Below are 15,938 nucleotides of genomic sequence, written 5' to 3' on the forward strand. Positions count from 1 at the left end.
GTCAGGCAAGGATAAATTCACTAAAACCACCCATTCAACGCAGATAAATCAGAGGGAATCTACCGTGGACGAATTAATTAATTACAACGCTACACTTAAATTTGACAAGGAAAAGAGCAATCTAGATGCAGTAATAGGCTCGACAAATGCACTCGCACTAGCATCAGATAAAATAAACAATGTCAGCTCTGTTAACAGTTCATTGATTGCTAACTATTCAGCCACTATCAAAGATAAACTGCCAAGTATTTTAGACTTAAAAAATGAGGAGATCGATAATGTAATTTTGCCCAACTCTAGCACCACAAAAACAAGTATTTTTTCAAATGATTTAAAATCTCAATCTAGTACATCCGATACAGGAATCGATACCCTAACAGGCTTAAAAGTAAACGAAGCGGTAATAGATAATTCAAAACCGGACTCATTAACGAATCCTTCTGCTCCTCAAAGCGAAACACTTAATAATACGGAACAGCCAAAAGAAAACGTTACGCCAGCAACAAGTCAATCTAAGACGCCAGACACTTCCATTACTTCAACTGAAAATAAAACGATCGCACCAGCGATTGAGAAATCATCAGTTTCCATTGAGGAAACTTCCCCTGTCACAGATAAAGCAGCGGTAACTTCTGAGAGTGAAGATCAAGCGATCGCACCGCTTGACACTGGCTCAACCACACCAGTATCGTCAGAAAAGCCAGTTGTGACAACCGAGTCTTCATCTAGCGTCACAGGGGATGAAGGAGCGATCGTATCTGATACTTCTACTCCCAAAAATCCAGATTCAGGAGTAGTAACCAATAATAATTCAGTCGCGATCGCATCGGAAGTATCAAAATCAGATACCCTCGTTGTAACTGAACCTGCAACATCTGATTCTGCTAAAACTGAAACTGACGTAACTTCTACCAACTCAGAGGCACTCGCACCAGCGATTGAGAAATCATCAGTTTCCATTGAGAAAACTTCCCCTGTCACAAATAAAGCAGCGGTAACTTCTGAGAGTGAAGATCAAGCGATCGCACCGCTTGACACTGGCTCAACCACACCAGTATCGTCAGAAAAGCCAGTTGTGACAACCGAGTCTTCATCTAGCGTCACAGGGGATGAAGGAGCGATCGTATCCGATACTTCTACTGGCAAAAATCCCGATTCAGGAGTAGTAACCAATAATAATTCTGGAGCTATCGCCTCTGAAGTATCAAAATCCGATACCCCCGTTGTCACTACATCTCAAAGCTTTACATTTAACACAGGGGTATTTAAAGTTGGTGAAACTGGCAATGTTGGGATTGATTACCTGTTTGACGGAGGTGGATATGAGGGAGAGTTAGGGATTTTTAATCTAGAGGGAATGGAGAAATTAGCTCAAAACTCAGATGCTTTTATTACTGAGGCTGCACGCAGAGCGGTAAGTAATTCTAATTTGGGTTATGTCGTCATTAACGATGCTACTGAAGGAGCCAGATTTAATGGCGACCTCCCTGACGACATCAACCGCAATCAAGGCGAGTATAAAGGCGTTAAAACCTTGACAATGCTTCCAGGGGATACGTTTGCTTTTATCTTAGTCCCTAACGGAGCTAACTTACAGCAAGTTGCAAACAAGTCTGCAACAGGTGATGACGCACGGCCTTTATTTTCCCTGCCAATGGCTAACCCAAATGGTAGCTTTATGACTGGGCAAATTGCCGATGTCACGGGTATAGGAAATACCTTTGTCATGGAAGATTTGCGGGTAGACAAGCCAGGTACAGATAGCGACTACAATGACATTATCTTCCAGGTGCGGGGTGCAACGGGGAGCGCAGTCAGTATAGATAGCGTCATCAATCCAAAGAAAGAGTGGCGTTCAACTAACTTGGGGAAAGCGTTGACTGAGTATGCTAAAGCTTACGTCACACCGGAGAATCCCAAAGTCGGGGAGTTGGTCACAGATGAGTTGTATGATAGCGTTTTCGGCAATACAGATAATCAGGTAGATAACGCTAGCAAAACAGGAGCGATCGCCTCTGAAGTATCAAAATCAGACACCCCTGTTGTCACTGCACCCGCAACATCCGATCCTGCTAAAACTGAAACTGACGTAACTTCTACCAACTCCGATGAGCTCGCACCTGCGATCGAGAAACCATCAGTTTCCGTTGAGGAAACTTCCCCTGTCACAGATAAAGCAGCGGTAACTTCTGAGAGTGAAAATAAAGCGATCGCACCGCTTGACTCTGGATCAACCACACCAGTATCGTTAGAAAAGCCAGTTGTAACAACCGAATCTTCATCTAGCGTCACAGGGGATGAAGGAGCGATCGCCTCCGATACTCCCAAAACTTCCGATTCAGCAGTAGTAACGGATAATAATTCAGTGGCGATCGCGTCTGAATTATCAAAATCAGATATCCCCGTCGTCACTCCAGCCACCGCAACATCCGATCCTGCTAAAACGGAAACTGATGTAACTTCTACCAACTCCGATGAGCTCACGTCCACAACCCAAAATAATAATTCAGCTTCTAATACCCCGCCACCTGTAGTGGAGACTGTTGGAAAAGAGGGTGAGGAGATAGGAGCGATCGCCCCTTCAACTCAAGACAATAGCTCGACATCCACCACACAGCCAACTTTAGGGGAAACTGCGCCAAGTGAAGGTGAGGTAACAGCAGCGATCGCGCCCACTTCAGCAGACAGTAATTCAGGCTCCATCCCACAACCAACCGTGGTAGAAAATTCAGCTAGTAATGATGAGGGAAAAGGGCCGATCGCCTCCCCCGTACAAGTAACAATTACAGAGTCAGTTGTTACACCCCAAACAGTCGTTAACGAGTGGCTAAAACAAGCAAACTCCCAAATGACCAAATTAGAAGCAAGTGGAGAGCAAGAGTTACACAGTCTTCAAAATGAACTGAGCGATGCGGGGAACTCTATCTACAATCAAGTTCCCGATATCGGGAACAATCTATCGAGTAATGGAAACTACATGAATGCTTGGGTAGATTATCTAGGCAATCAAATTTCCAGCATTGGAGATTATATGAATGCTTGGACGAACTATTTACAAGGAGAAATCTCTTCTATCGATAGCTCCACATACAACCAAGCTTGGGATATCTGGCAAAATCTCTCCAGCAACACGGACTACATAAATGCCTGGGATAACTACCTCAACAATGAAATATCGGGTAGCGGACAGTATATGTACGACTGGGCAGCATACACGGCAAATGAAATCAATCGCGTTTCCGACTGGATGTATGGATGGACGAACCATAACTGGAATGAGATCGTCAGGATTGAAAACTGGATGATCGATCGTACCAACCATGTTGTAGATGAATTTAATCAATATGGTGTAGGAGATGCAGCATGGAACGAGTATGATGCCCTCAGCAACTACAGCGACTCTCTAGTGAATAATGCTGTAATCGATTATAACAACAATGCCACGGACAGAAATACAACCTTAAATAATGCTTCCCGCAGCTACCGGGCGTGGAATGACTATCGAGTTGAAGTTGTGGACAATGCTTGGAGTGAGTATAACAGCTTTGATTCCTACACGGATGCCGTTATCAGCAATGCTTGGAACGGCTACCGCGATTTGGATAACTACCGAGTTGGGATGATAAATGATGCTTGGAGTCAATATAACAGCATGAATGATTATCAAACGGGGGTAATAAACGATGCTTGGAATCAATACTACGCTCTGGATAACTATACTGATGCTGTTATGGCGGATGCTTGGACTCATTATCAAGAGCAAGACAGCACTCGCCAGCAGGTTATGAGTGATGCTTGGAATCAGTATAGCGCAATTACTAATTCTTGGAAGGATTCAGTTGACGATACTCAAGCTCAAATTGATGTTTGGGCAAAAATCGCCACCTCTGAAAGTCGTTGGTACAACACCCCCGATAATGCAAAATCCGGTTTGCCACTCATTGGCGTTATTGACACGGGTTTTAGTGCCGAAAATCCAGACATTGACTACTCGCGGATTACACTGGGTAAAGATTTAGTTGGTGGTGACGAAAACCCCTTGCTGGATTCTGGGGAATCGTGGCGAAACGATCACGGTACTAAAATCCTAGAGATTATTGGTGCGACTCGTAAAAACAACATTGGGATTGATGGCATCAATGATAAGTCACCGATTTGGCTAGGAGGTGCTGTTGATTCAAACGATTGGGCACAGTCATTGATTGAGTTTGTTGATACTGCCAAAGCATCAAGACAACCAAATTCTGTAGTTAACCTCAGCTTCGACCTGACTCAGACTTTACCTGATGGTATTGTTGTCACGCGCCACGAATTGACTGCTTTAGAAAGAGCGGCTCTAACTTATGCCCAGCAGAATAATGTGTTAGTTGTTGCCGCAACAGGAAATCAAAACGATCTCATGTCTGCTCTAAGTCAAGCAACTAAAGAGTTTGACAATATTCTGGTCGCGGGTGCTGCTGAAGGTTGGCAACGGGCAGATTATTCCAGCTATGGGGAAATTGATTATTCCAACTACGGCAAGGGTGTTGACATCTTGGCACAGGGAACTGCTAGTAATGGTGCTGTTGGTTCATCGGTAGCAGCAGCTAAAGTTACAGGTGCAGCATCTCTAATTTGGGCTGCGAACCCCAATTTGAACTACACCCAAGTGATGGATATTATTCGCCGCACGGCGACTGACTTGGATACGCCAGGTTGGGATACTAAAACAGGTTTGGGGCTGCTAAATATTACGGCGGGGGTGCATTTGGCGAAAGCAACTGAACCAGAAACCTACAAGCCTGCTAACTTTGATCTGGTTGAAAATACTCTGAGAACTTATGGCATCCCAGAAGCTTACTGGAAAGACTTCTACAACTTGTACTACTACTACGATCTGGAAGCCAAGATGACAGGTACAGTTTGGAGTAGTACAGGGAGTAGTATTGCTACAGAACGAGCCGCTTGGAGTTTGGGAGGTGCTGTTGTAGGTGCAGGAATTGGTGCTGTTTTAGGCGATCCTGTAACAGGTGCAGTAGTTGGAGGATTGTTTGGAAATTCTGGCGGTTCAGGTGGTGGTAGTTCTTCCAACCCCTTCCCGCAGTGGGCAAGAGATTTGACAAACAGCACCTGGCGATCGCTTGACAGTGCGGTGACAGTTCTCGATAAAGTCGCCCAAGAGACTAGTCAAGCGATGCAAAATGCCGATGTTTATCTACAACAGCTCAATAGCAAGTTTGCATCGGAAACGTGGAATGCTGCTAACTACGTTCGAGAAAAACTTGATGATGGTTGGAATGCTATTGGTAGTGCTGCTACCTCAATAGACGGTGCAATTAGTAACGGCTGGAATAGTTTCGTAAATGCTGCTGATTATGTCACAAACACAGCCGCAGCAACCTGGAACGCCACTATAGCAACTGCCAATTCAGTGACGGGTTGGGTGACTGATGCTTGGAACGAAACTAACAATGCTGTCAATTCTGTGCAAAAGAGCTTGGAAAAAGGTTGGATTGCTATCAGTAAGGTAGCTGAAGAAGTAGGTAATCGCATTCCCAAGAGCATTGACGACCTTAAGAAACAGAGTAAAAACTTTAAGGAGTTTTTGGATAAAAATAACCCTGTCAAAAAATTAGCAGATGACCTCGCGGCCAAACTTAAAACTTCCCTCGACGGCATAGACGTTGGTGCTGTCCTCGATGTCTTAAAGAAAATTCCAGTTGTCGGCACTGTTGTCAATGGCATAGAGGGATTGATTGCCCTGATTGGAGGAGATTGGAAACAGGTTGTCAAGAACGCTATCAATGGAGTGCTAGGTATAATACCCGGTGGCTCTGCTGTTCCAGATACGCTGGTCAATATCCTAGTAGATGTCAGCTGGGGAATTATCAACAAAGACTACAAGACAGCCTTGAAAGATATCCTCAAAGAGCTTGAGGTAAAAGATCAGCTAGCCAACACCTTTGTAGATGTTGCCTGGGCGATGAAAGATGGCGACTGGAAGGATGTTTTAAGTGCAGGGTTGTCGGGTACAGGGTTTAATAATGCCGACAAATTTGTAGACGTTGCCTGGGCTATCAAAGATGGTGACTACAAAAAAGCTCTGAGTACGGGTTTATCAACCACTGGATTTCCCAAGGCAGACCAATTTGTAGACGTTGCCTGGGCAGTTAAAGATGGCGACTACAAGAAAGCTTTGAGTGCAGGTTTAGAAACGGCTGGTTTGGGCAATGCTGGAACATTTGTAGGGGATGTTTTTGATGCTATTACAGACGATTACTCGCTGCCAGGACAAAGCATAGACCCCGCAGCTATCCCGCAAAAACACAAGGAATACGAATATCTGGCTCGCGGTATTGCCTACGAAGATCCTGAAGTGTCTGCTATTGCCGAAGATGCTTTCAACAATAACAGTCTCTTGGGCAATAAACTTGCTGTCGGTGAAGTCCTGAACTCCGGTTACACAGTTGACAAAGTAATTTCCGATCCCAGCACTGGATTTTATGCCGTTGGTCTCGTTTCAAAAGATGGCAGTAAACCACCCGTTCTTGCCGTTCGCGGTACGGGAGGCAGCCCAACAGAACGGCAAGGCATCGCAGCGTTAAAAGATGTTTTGGAAGATGCCAATCCTATTAGCATCGGTTACAGTCAATTCCAAGCAAATAAGAATGAGATCGAAGCTTGGTTAGCGGCTCAAAATCAGCAAGGTCGCCGTCCTGATGTTGTGGGTCACAGTTTAGGCGGTGCATTAGCTCAAACAATTGCGGCTGAATTTACAGATAAAGTGGGTCAAACCGTCACCTTTAATTCTCCCGGAATTAATGATTCGATCGCGCTTAAATTTGCCCTCAATGGAGGGAATCCAGAAAATGTAACCCACTACGTCGTATCTGGCGATATCGTCCAAATGGCTGGAGAAGCATTCCTGCCCGGTCAAGCCGTTCTTTCCTCATACTCTAATCCTTTTGTCTGGGAAAAACACGGACTGGCTGTGCTGAATGGTGTGGAAATTAAGGGCGAACAAAAAGCATCTGGGGTTAAATTCTCTTCTCTTTCCGTTCTCGATTTGAGCAATCCAGCTTTCCAATACAAAGAGTTAGATTACACTCTGTTCTTAGCCGCATTAGGACTGGTATCGCCCTATGTTTCAACCTCATTAAGTACGCGCGGAACTGCGGAAGCGAATCGAAAAGCAATCGGTGCTTTCTTAAACTCCAATTTCCAAACGATTCAAAGTTGGGTCGATGCTGCTTGGTCTATTAAAGACGGTGATTATCTCAAGGCACTTTCTACTGGCTTTGACGTTGCCAAGTTCCAAGATGGTAAAAATTGGATAGATATGGTGCAATCTGTCAAGGAGGGCGAATATCTCAAAGCACTCTCGACTGGCTTTGATGTTGCCAAGTTCCCAGATGGTAAGAATTGGGTAGACATGGCGTGGAGTTTGCAGCAAGGCGACTACCTAACAGCGCTTTCTACAGGATTTAAAGTTGCTGGATTCCCCGAAGGCGAACATTTAGCCCAAACTGCGGTTAACTTAAGAGAAGGTAAGTATTTGGATGCTTTCTTTGAAGGAATGTACATGATTCCCGGTGTCGAGGATTTAGTCAATGCTTTCAAAGCGGTAGGCGATGGCAATTTCAAAGGTGTTGCCAACTCGCTTGCCAAAGTGGCTACCAATCCCACGTTGCTCGATTTGCTAGTTGGCTAGTATCGATGCGGGGCGGGTAAACTAGGGATAGTTGTAACCCGCCCTTATAATTCCAACCGCCCTCATTAACCAACATTTCCCAATGGACATCAACAATTTTTTATCGATAGACAGTGTAACTTTATCTTTAGAACAATCCCTTGACTATCTCCGCACGGCTGGTAAATTATCAACAGTTGTGTTAGAAATTGCCCAGCAGTATCTTGTAGAAAACGAAATTAAAGCTTTAGCAATTCCCGAACCGGAAGCCGATATCGTAGAACAATTTATCCTAGAATTTCGGCTGCAACAGCAATTAACTAGCCCTGAAAGTTTCCAAAAATGGTTATTGACAAATGGGATAAATTATGCTGTACTTAAACAGCAAGTGATTTTTCGGATCAAACAAGAAAATCTCAAAGAAAAGGTCACAGCATTAAAAGTACAAAAACACTTTGTGCAAAATAAAGAAAATTTGGATCGGGTTGTCCTTTCACGCATTGTCGTACAGCATCCAGAAATTGCTGAAGATTTGAAAGCGCAACTGGAGCGAGGTGCAGATTTTGTCCAATTAGCTAAACAATACTCCACCGTAGATGATGCTGTAGTAGGTGGCGTAATGGTGCCAGTTATTCGCGCTCAGATGCCAGAAATGGTTCGCAAAGCCACAGAAAATGCACAAGTAGGGCAAATTATTGGCCCGCTTCAGATTGAGGGACGCTATTGTTTGTTGAAAGTTGAACAACTGCTACCTGCTTCGTTAGAAGGTGCTTTAAAGCGAGATTTGGAAAATCTTCTGTTTGAGGAATGGTTAAAAGAGAAACTACAAAATATGAATGTCAAGTTGAATTAGATTATTTAATGTGACTTTGATTACATAATCATTTTCGCTATTCGTTGTGACTTTGTATGAGGGGTAATACCCTTCATACAAAGTCAACAGTCTCTTTTAACCGCCGAATCATCAAGGGGGTGGCTAACTTGTGGACGATCGCGACTTAGAAACGATATACATTTAGTCTATATTTCTGACAACCATCATCCGCACTAATTCACCCATGACATCCACCCCCACGATCGCCACCCCCCTAAGCTGGACAGAATTAGAAGCCCTCACAGACTTTGAAGTCGATCGCGTCAACGGGCCAACGAACGCCCAAGCCCGGTTGCGCCTGTTTGGTAAGACTGAATCGGATGTGCGAGTCACCCTGTACCGCGATCACCATGCTTGGTGTCCCTACTGCCAAAAAATCTGGCTGTGGTTGGAAGAAAAACAAATCCCCTACCGTATTGACAAAGTTACAATGTTCTGCTATGGGGAAAAGGAAAGTTGGTACAAGCGCAAAGTGCCATCGGGAATGCTACCGGCGATCGAACTAGACGGCCGCATCATCACCGAAAGCGATGATATCTTAATCGCCCTCGAAGGAGTCTACGGCCCCTTGGGTTTGGGCATGGAAAACCCCGCAGTAATACCGCTGCGGCGGTTAGAGCGACTGCTGTTTAGGGCCTGGTGCTCTTGGCTGTGCTACCCAGCAAGTTCAGCCAAAGTAGAACAGCACAACCGCAACCAATTTATCAGCGTCGTCGCCCAGGTAGAAAAGGCCCTGGCTAGCACTCCGGGGCCTTATTTCCTCGATGAATTTGGCACTGCGGATGTGATCTTTACGCCCTACGTCGAACGGATGAATGCCAGTCTTTACTACTACAAAGGCTACTCGATGCGGGAAGAAAACCCGCGCTTTGCTGACTGGTTTGCGGCGATGGAAACCCGCCCTACCTATCGCGGCACTCAGAGCGATTTTCACACCCACGTCCACGATTTACCGCCTCAGATGGGCGGGTGTTATGAAAACGGCGAACCTCAGATGCTACTCAATAAAGCCCGCGTGGATAATGGGCCTTGGGCTGGACTCCCGGATGTGATGTATCCAGAACCGGAAACCTCCCGCGCTGAAGCACTCCACCGCGTCATTAAGCACCACCACAACATCGTTCGAGTTAATCCTGCTGATGACAACTTATTCGATGAGGCTTTGCGTTGTGCTTTAACTTTGATGATGACTGGCGAAGTTTGTACGCCGCCTGCTGGTTCTGATTCGGCTTTGCGGTATTTGCGCGATCGGGTGAATGTGCCCCGCGATATGTCCATTTACGCCGCCAAGCGGCTGAGGGAAGCGTTGGAGGAAACGGCGGCTTTGGTGGGTGATGGCCAAGGTTCTCCGATTCTGCTGAAGCATCGGCGAGATCAAGATCCGGCTAATTTTGTGTAGGATTCTGGTAGATTTGCTCAAAAATTTCTAGAAACACGACATTGCAAATTTGTGAGGTACGATCGGATTATTTCCTAGACTGTTTCAGAGGCTATGGGTATGGTTTCAGTATTTAACAACCAACCAACAATTATTCGTACAGAGCGCGGACTGACAATTTCAGGTACGCGCATCACTCTCTATGATGTCATGGACTACTTGACGGCTCAATATCCCCCGAAGTTTATCCGTTCCTTGTTTGATTTAACAGACGCTCAGATGGACGTTGCTTTATCTTACATTGAGGCAAATCGTGCAGCAGTCGAAGCAGAATATCAAGTTGTTTTAAGGCAAGCTAAGGAAATTAGGGAGTATTGGGAAGAACGCAATCGCGAACATTCAGCCCGCGTTGCAGCGATGCCACCCAAACCAGGTCGAGAGGCTCTTTGGGCAAAACTTCAAGAGCAGAAAGCCAAACACGAACTAGAAGCATGAATTTTCTTATAGATCACAATCTGGGAGGTCATGCAGAGATTTTATTGGGCAATATTGCGAGTCAAGGTTGGTTAAATCTACTCCCAATTCGTTTGGTGACTTTCAAGCAGATGAATTTGTCGATCGACAGTAACGATCGAGTTGTTTGGCGACTTGCTCAGGCAAATCAGATGATTTTGCTTACTGCCAACCGCAGCATGAAGGGTGAAGACTCCCTCGAACAGGTGATCCGAGAAGAAAATACAGTGGATTCCCTCCCTGTGATTACGATTGGAGATGCCGATCGATTTTTAGCCGATCGAGTCTATCGAAATCGTTGTGTTGACCGTATTCTGGAAATCTTGCTGGATATCGAAACCTGGATGGGCGTTGGTCGTCTTTTTGTTCCGTAAGGTGAGTAAATAGAATTGTGCTACCATTTGTAGTATTGAAAGTGGCATAAATAGTTTTACAATAATTATGAAAGTATCTATCTCTTTGCCAGATGAGCTAGTGCGTTACATTGACGATCGTGTAGAAAATCGCAGTCGGCTAATTGAGCTTTTATTGCAAGCGTGGCGCAAACAACAAGAACAGCAGGCAATGGTAGAAGCCTGTTTATTGCTCGATGAACTGAGCGATCAATTAACCGATGAGGATGAAGCATGGCAGCAAGCAGCGATTACTGAGTGGGAAGCCTCTGGCTCGTGAATTTCGATTGAGGTTTTGGAGTGAAGGGTGCGGTACACTAAGAGATTAGGTTAACTCCCCCTCTAGTTTGCTTTGCAGCGCATCCATTCTAGGAGTAACCCATCTTTCATGCCAATAAGTTACTAAGTCTTTTTGTGTAAATTCTCGCCAGACGACAGAATCTGTCTCTCCTAATAAATATTCATTCCAATTTGCTGCTAATGGACAACGATAGTATGCTCTCTGCCAACCAATGCTTACCATATCTTCTGATAATCCAAGTTCTCGTAGTCCCCTTTTTAAGATACGCATTTTCCAATTTGGCCCCTTGCCAAAATTGTAGGTTTCAAAAATTTCCGGTGGTACAACTTGCTTAATTAATTCCCAACTTCCATTGGCTGTTATATGAAGATGACTTTGACCTTTAGTATAATCAACAAATTCCCAGTTAATCAAACGATTATAGATTGCTGATTTCCCAAAGGCTCCTAACGTATCAATATAAACAAGATCAGATTTTTTGTTTTCTCCTGTAATAAGAGAAGATTTATTCTTATATTTTCTATTAAAGTCTTGACGAACTGTTGGAAACATTACAGCAAGGGCAACTAATTTTGAGGCAAGCACTCGATTGTATGGAGGGATGGCTCCTAAAATATAGGCTGTCATACAGTTATACAGTCGTTTCAATTTCTGATTCTTTGTCCAATTAATAGAATTTTCATCTCGTACTCCCAAACCAATTACAGGGTCACAAAGTCCAATAATCCCGATCAATTTATGATTTTGGCTATCAAAAACAAAATATCGAATCCGTCTACCATAACCATTTGTAACGGGTATCGACCAGTGAGATATAGCATACGCCCATAGTCTTTGATGTTCTGCTCTGGGTTCAACAAGGACAAGATATGGATCTATTTTAGATATATCAATATCTGAAGATTCTGCTAGATATTTCTGAACTTTACATTTATATTGCTGACCCTTTAAGTTTGTTTGTTCAGAGAGTTTTCTTTGGACTTCTCTAAAATCATTAAAATTATTTACAATGATTTTGTTATTTTCTCGATCCCAAAAAACCCCATAATCTTCTAGGTTTTGGATAATCTGTTCTTTGATAAGAAGTTTATGATCAGTTGTAGAAAAATCATTATTTTCCATTAATTAAATTTAGATTCTCTATAAACTTTTGATTCTACAAGCTTTTCAAATTCAGTTACTCGTACCGGCAGGGCGAAAGCTTGATCAGATGAAACCATGTAGAGATTACCTGCAATTGTCTCGCGCTGAATAAAGTTGGATATCACCCCATCATAATTGATATTAGACTTTACCAGTGCTTTAATATCGTCAGAATTTCCCATATGAAAAGCAAAGAAATTTTCTGCTTGGGTTCTAATTTCATCAGAAATAGCAGATGGACGTTGTGTTACAGCGACTAATCCCAGCCCAAATTTGCGTCCTTCTTTGGCAACTCTAACAAATGGATTGGCATTACTCTTAACGAATTCCTGAGATAAAACATTTTGGGCTTCTTCTACAAATACAACGGCATTGACAACTTCTTCTGGTTGATCTGAAGTGAATTTTTCCTTGTTGCTTTCAAACAATTTCCGAACCAGAATAGTTGAAATAATGCTGGCATCCATGTTGTCTTTTAGGGACAGGTCAATGATAACAGTCTTTCCTTGCTTCAAATATTTGAATACATCTTCTATGAGATTTGATCCTCCAGAATGTAAATTACCTTCATCAATTAAATGACGAATCCTTTTCCGAATTGCCATAATTGTTTTCCTGGCAGATACATCTTCTTTAATGTTGCCATTTTTATCTGTTTTCTGTTCGCCAAAGAAATCCGAAAAATCTCGATAAAGATTGCTTGGAGTTTGAACATAGTTATCAATATTTCCCACAAAATTAGATACACCCTCTTCATCAAGGTAGAGAAGAAAAGCTTTCATTACTTCAGAGAAACCACCACCAAAATTTAATATGTCCCCTACTGCTAAGTGCCTGTGCATATTGAGCGTAACTTTACCACCGGAAATAAATCGATTCTGTTGTGTATAAATTTCTGGTAACTTTTTGTCCGTATACACGACAACATTATCGCGAATTGAATTTTCATCGATATCTCCCAATCCGTATGTAGCTGTGCCACGCAAAAAATATTCGCCATTCAAATCAAAAATCAATTTTCCATATGACTTATTGCGAGTCATATGATAAAGGAGTACCTTAACAAGATTAGTTTTGCCAAAACCTGATTGAGCAAATACCATCGTGCGTTTGTTACGCAATTTATCAATTTGGAAAAGAATAGGGCCTTTGTCCTGAAAAATAGTTTCTCCTACACAAAGATATCCAATTTCAGCGCCATTTTCATTGGTTTTGTTGAGAATTGACTCTATTTCGCGTTTGTTTAGATGTCTTGCAATATAAGAAACTGTGGGAAGTTTCCTAACAGCCGTTGTGAAAGCAATGGTAGATCCGCTATCTGTAAATGTTCCTAGAATCCGAACTTTGTAGGTGTAACTGAACATTTTCTGTTTGTCTCGCTCAGAAAGCTCTCTTTCTGCAATTCGAGCATAATGTACTGCTACTAACGTTTTTTCCTGTGACTTAAAGATAGGATCTTCATCATAAATTTCTGCTTCGACCCTAGCAAGATACTTTGTATTTCCTTCATCTTTGGGTGTCAGAACAATAAAGTCGCCAGTTTGTGGACTAGCTTTAGCATCCTCATAGGATGAGTATATCAATAGGGCATCTTCAGTTGTCTTCTGCCCATATAAAACACCAAAATCTACTTTTCCCATTGCGTTCGCTCCTAAAATCTGTCGTGTGTGTCTAAAAATAGATTTTCAATATCGACGTTATCCATTCTCTGATCCTTATAAAGAGAGTATTTAAGGCGAGCAATTATCTCATCTTTAAAATTTCTTTTCAAGGATATGAAATTATGTACTTCACATAATGGGTAGGGATAGCCAAGAATATAGTGTTCTTGTGTAAGCCGAGTTAGCTCCTTAAATATTAACTCAAGTTCTTCCCTACATCTTTCATATGAGCCGGCTCGGATTTGTGGAATAGCATCAAAAATATTCACATCAGCTATAAGCCAGTCATAGTTTTGGAGCTTTTCTACATAATCTAATCTCGCTGCCATAAATAGCCCAAATCCTCTTCCTCCACTAATTGATTTTTTAATAAACATATCTCCCTGATATGCTGCTTTAAGAACAACATCAGGGATTTCAAACCAGCAGCAGAGTTTTTGGCGTTTGGAGTCTGTTTGTACAAAAGGATACTCAGGCTTAAGCTGATCTTGCAGATAATTATCAATTTGTCTGAATGTATAAGCCAGTTCCATTTTTACTGGAGATTGCTTAGTCACAGACACTATTTTTATCTGTTTTTTATGAGCATACTCGCCCAATTTTACTAAGTATTTCTGCTTTATTTGGAGGGGACGTAATGTACCATCTCTTAAAATAAAATCCCCAGCTTTTGTTTCTGGCAGATCAATCACTTCTAAAATCAGTGCAATCTCTAGGACTTCCTGACAGAATCCGAGCAACGTTGATAAGTTTGTGCAAATTAGTTCTTTTTTATAGGGAAAAATATTTTCTGGTGAATCTTCCAGAAATTTGAATAGATATTTTATTGGCTCTAAGGTTAAAAATTCATTATAAATGGCATTTAAGTGATTCTGATGTGTGATTAAAATATTCTGCGGATAGTATGCCTGTCCAAGTACAACGGGATCGTCTAATGAATTCATCCTAATTTGCTTACCTTGATGAAAGCAAACGTAACCAGCAGCATAAATTGCTATGGCTAAACCATTATAAAACTGCTCACTGTTGTAACTACCATCTATCGCGTAGAACCTTCTATCGCTATCATCAATTTTGTCAAACTGAATAATTTCAAAAATTTGAGGCGTTTCTATATTCCCTTCATGCCCAATAAGTGGAATACCGTAATTTTTATTGCTTCTGGTATTAATGTGTTGAGCAACTTGCTCGATAGCACTATCAGGGATCTGTTTTCCTGCCATATTTTAGTAGTAGTTTCACACAAATACAATCTGTTGTAACAGTAGCCACCCCGACATTTACGCGATCGCTCTGCACCTTCACCACTACCATCTCATCACAAGATAGGTTCTTTGTCAACTCTTCTGGTAAAAGGCGACCAAAAGAGGGTTTCAGCGATCGCACTACTCGATCGATTCATGAAAAAAATTAGCCTTCAGATTTGATATTACTCCCAGTAATTTTCCCAATCATCCTTAAAAGCTTGCTGCAATCTCTGCATATACGCATCAGTCTTAATCTTCACCATCGATCGTCCTTTTTGTGCATTCCCGCAAACGAATTAGCACAAAAAAACTCTGCAAACACAGTAATTTCAGCACAGTGATACAGTTCATTTTCTCGAAATTTTGAAGAGGTAAAAAGTTAAGTTTTTAAACTTAACTTTTTACTGACTAATATCTAAGCAACCTCTACAAACACACCGCTTCGAGCAAACTCCTCTTCTTCAGGACTAAAGACGGGAGCTTGATCCACAAGATCAGGGTCAAAGTAATATGTCTCTTGTAGGAATTGTCCGGTGACGATCGCCTCCTCCAACTCCTTGATATAATCTTGGGCAACTAAGCAAGCCTCCTTGATGCCTTCCTCATCGCGCTTATCCAACAGCTTTTGCAATGTTGCTCTCACCCCTGTCAGTCGTGCCGCTGGCTTGAGCATACCGTAGAGACGGTACATCCGATCGGTGGCAATGCTAATGTGTTTGAGGGCTTTGGCTCGTGCTAGCTCAGAGTCAATGCTGGGCCA

The 15,938-nt window shown here is 42.7% G+C and carries 9 protein-coding genes and 1 pseudogene; 6 read left to right on the forward strand and 4 right to left on the reverse strand.

The genetic code is table 11. The features are described 5' to 3' along the window. The first annotated feature begins 64 nt into the window (after nucleotides 1-64). The 6 genes from QUA45_RS19090 to QUA45_RS19115 all read left to right on the forward strand — a co-directional run bounded on the left by QUA45_RS19090 (nucleotide 65) and on the right by QUA45_RS19115 (nucleotide 11,106). Complete coding sequence (locus QUA45_RS19090) at nucleotides 65-7,690, forward strand: S8 family serine peptidase (RefSeq protein WP_333221855.1); 7,626 nt, start codon at nucleotides 65-67, stop codon at nucleotides 7,688-7,690. A gap of 82 nt (nucleotides 7,691-7,772) precedes the next feature. Next, the gene (locus QUA45_RS19095) at nucleotides 7,773-8,522 is read left to right on the forward strand and encodes a peptidylprolyl isomerase (protein WP_333221856.1); all 750 of its coding nucleotides are present in this window, start codon (nucleotides 7,773-7,775) and stop codon (nucleotides 8,520-8,522) included. Between the two features lie 205 nt (nucleotides 8,523-8,727). Next, nucleotides 8,728-9,942, forward strand: a complete 1,215-nt coding sequence (locus QUA45_RS19100) for a glutathione S-transferase family protein (protein WP_333221857.1) — start codon at nucleotides 8,728-8,730, stop codon at nucleotides 9,940-9,942. Nucleotides 9,943-10,041: 99 nt separating this feature from the next. Then, entirely contained in the window at nucleotides 10,042-10,416 is a 375-nt protein-coding gene (locus tag QUA45_RS19105) for a DUF433 domain-containing protein (protein ID WP_333221858.1), read from the forward strand. After that, nucleotides 10,413-10,808, forward strand: coding sequence for an ACP S-malonyltransferase (locus QUA45_RS19110; protein WP_333134341.1), 396 nt, complete (start codon nucleotides 10,413-10,415; stop codon nucleotides 10,806-10,808). The genes QUA45_RS19105 and QUA45_RS19110 overlap by 4 nt, the downstream gene beginning before the upstream one ends. Before the next feature lie 67 nt (nucleotides 10,809-10,875). Beyond that, the gene (locus tag QUA45_RS19115; RefSeq protein ID WP_333221859.1) at nucleotides 10,876-11,106 is read left to right on the forward strand and encodes a hypothetical protein; all 231 of its coding nucleotides are present in this window, start codon (nucleotides 10,876-10,878) and stop codon (nucleotides 11,104-11,106) included. A gap of 45 nt (nucleotides 11,107-11,151) precedes the next feature. On the opposite strand, the gene QUA45_RS19120 is transcribed toward QUA45_RS19115, so the two are convergent. The 4 genes and pseudogenes from QUA45_RS19120 to QUA45_RS19135 form a co-directional block, all read right to left on the reverse strand. Beyond that, nucleotides 11,152-12,249, reverse strand: coding sequence for a Druantia anti-phage system protein DruA (locus tag QUA45_RS19120; RefSeq protein ID WP_333117704.1), 1,098 nt, complete (start codon nucleotides 12,247-12,249; stop codon nucleotides 11,152-11,154). Next, nucleotides 12,249-13,910, reverse strand: coding sequence for an ATP-binding protein (locus tag QUA45_RS19125; RefSeq protein ID WP_333117702.1), 1,662 nt, complete (start codon nucleotides 13,908-13,910; stop codon nucleotides 12,249-12,251). The genes QUA45_RS19120 and QUA45_RS19125 overlap by 1 nt, the downstream gene beginning before the upstream one ends. An 11-nt stretch (nucleotides 13,911-13,921) precedes the next feature. Beyond that, entirely contained in the window at nucleotides 13,922-15,154 is a 1,233-nt protein-coding gene (locus QUA45_RS19130; protein WP_333117700.1) for a hypothetical protein, read from the reverse strand. Between the two features lie 439 nt (nucleotides 15,155-15,593). Then, a pseudogene (locus QUA45_RS19135) lies at nucleotides 15,594-15,938 on the reverse strand (EF-hand domain-containing protein); the annotation flags it as partial.

Source organism: Microcoleus sp. Pol12A5 (assembly GCF_036701435.1).
In the GTDB taxonomy this organism is placed as follows: Bacteria; Cyanobacteriota; Cyanobacteriia; order Cyanobacteriales; family Microcoleaceae; genus Microcoleus.

Coding starts and splice junctions, on each gene's coding strand:
- QUA45_RS19095 (WP_333221856.1), top strand. CDS start 7,773: ATGGACATCAACAATTTTTTATCGATAGACAGTGTAACTTTATCTTTA.
- QUA45_RS19100 (WP_333221857.1), top strand. CDS start 8,728: ATGACATCCACCCCCACGATCGCCACCCCCCTAAGCTGGACAGAATTA.
- QUA45_RS19105 (WP_333221858.1), top strand. CDS start 10,042: ATGGTTTCAGTATTTAACAACCAACCAACAATTATTCGTACAGAGCGC.
- QUA45_RS19110 (WP_333134341.1), top strand. CDS start 10,413: ATGAATTTTCTTATAGATCACAATCTGGGAGGTCATGCAGAGATTTTA.
- QUA45_RS19115 (WP_333221859.1), top strand. CDS start 10,876: ATGAAAGTATCTATCTCTTTGCCAGATGAGCTAGTGCGTTACATTGAC.
- QUA45_RS19120 (WP_333117704.1), bottom strand. CDS start 12,249: ATGGAAAATAATGATTTTTCTACAACTGATCATAAACTTCTTATCAAA.
- QUA45_RS19125 (WP_333117702.1), bottom strand. CDS start 13,910: ATGGGAAAAGTAGATTTTGGTGTTTTATATGGGCAGAAGACAACTGAA.
- QUA45_RS19130 (WP_333117700.1), bottom strand. CDS start 15,154: ATGGCAGGAAAACAGATCCCTGATAGTGCTATCGAGCAAGTTGCTCAA.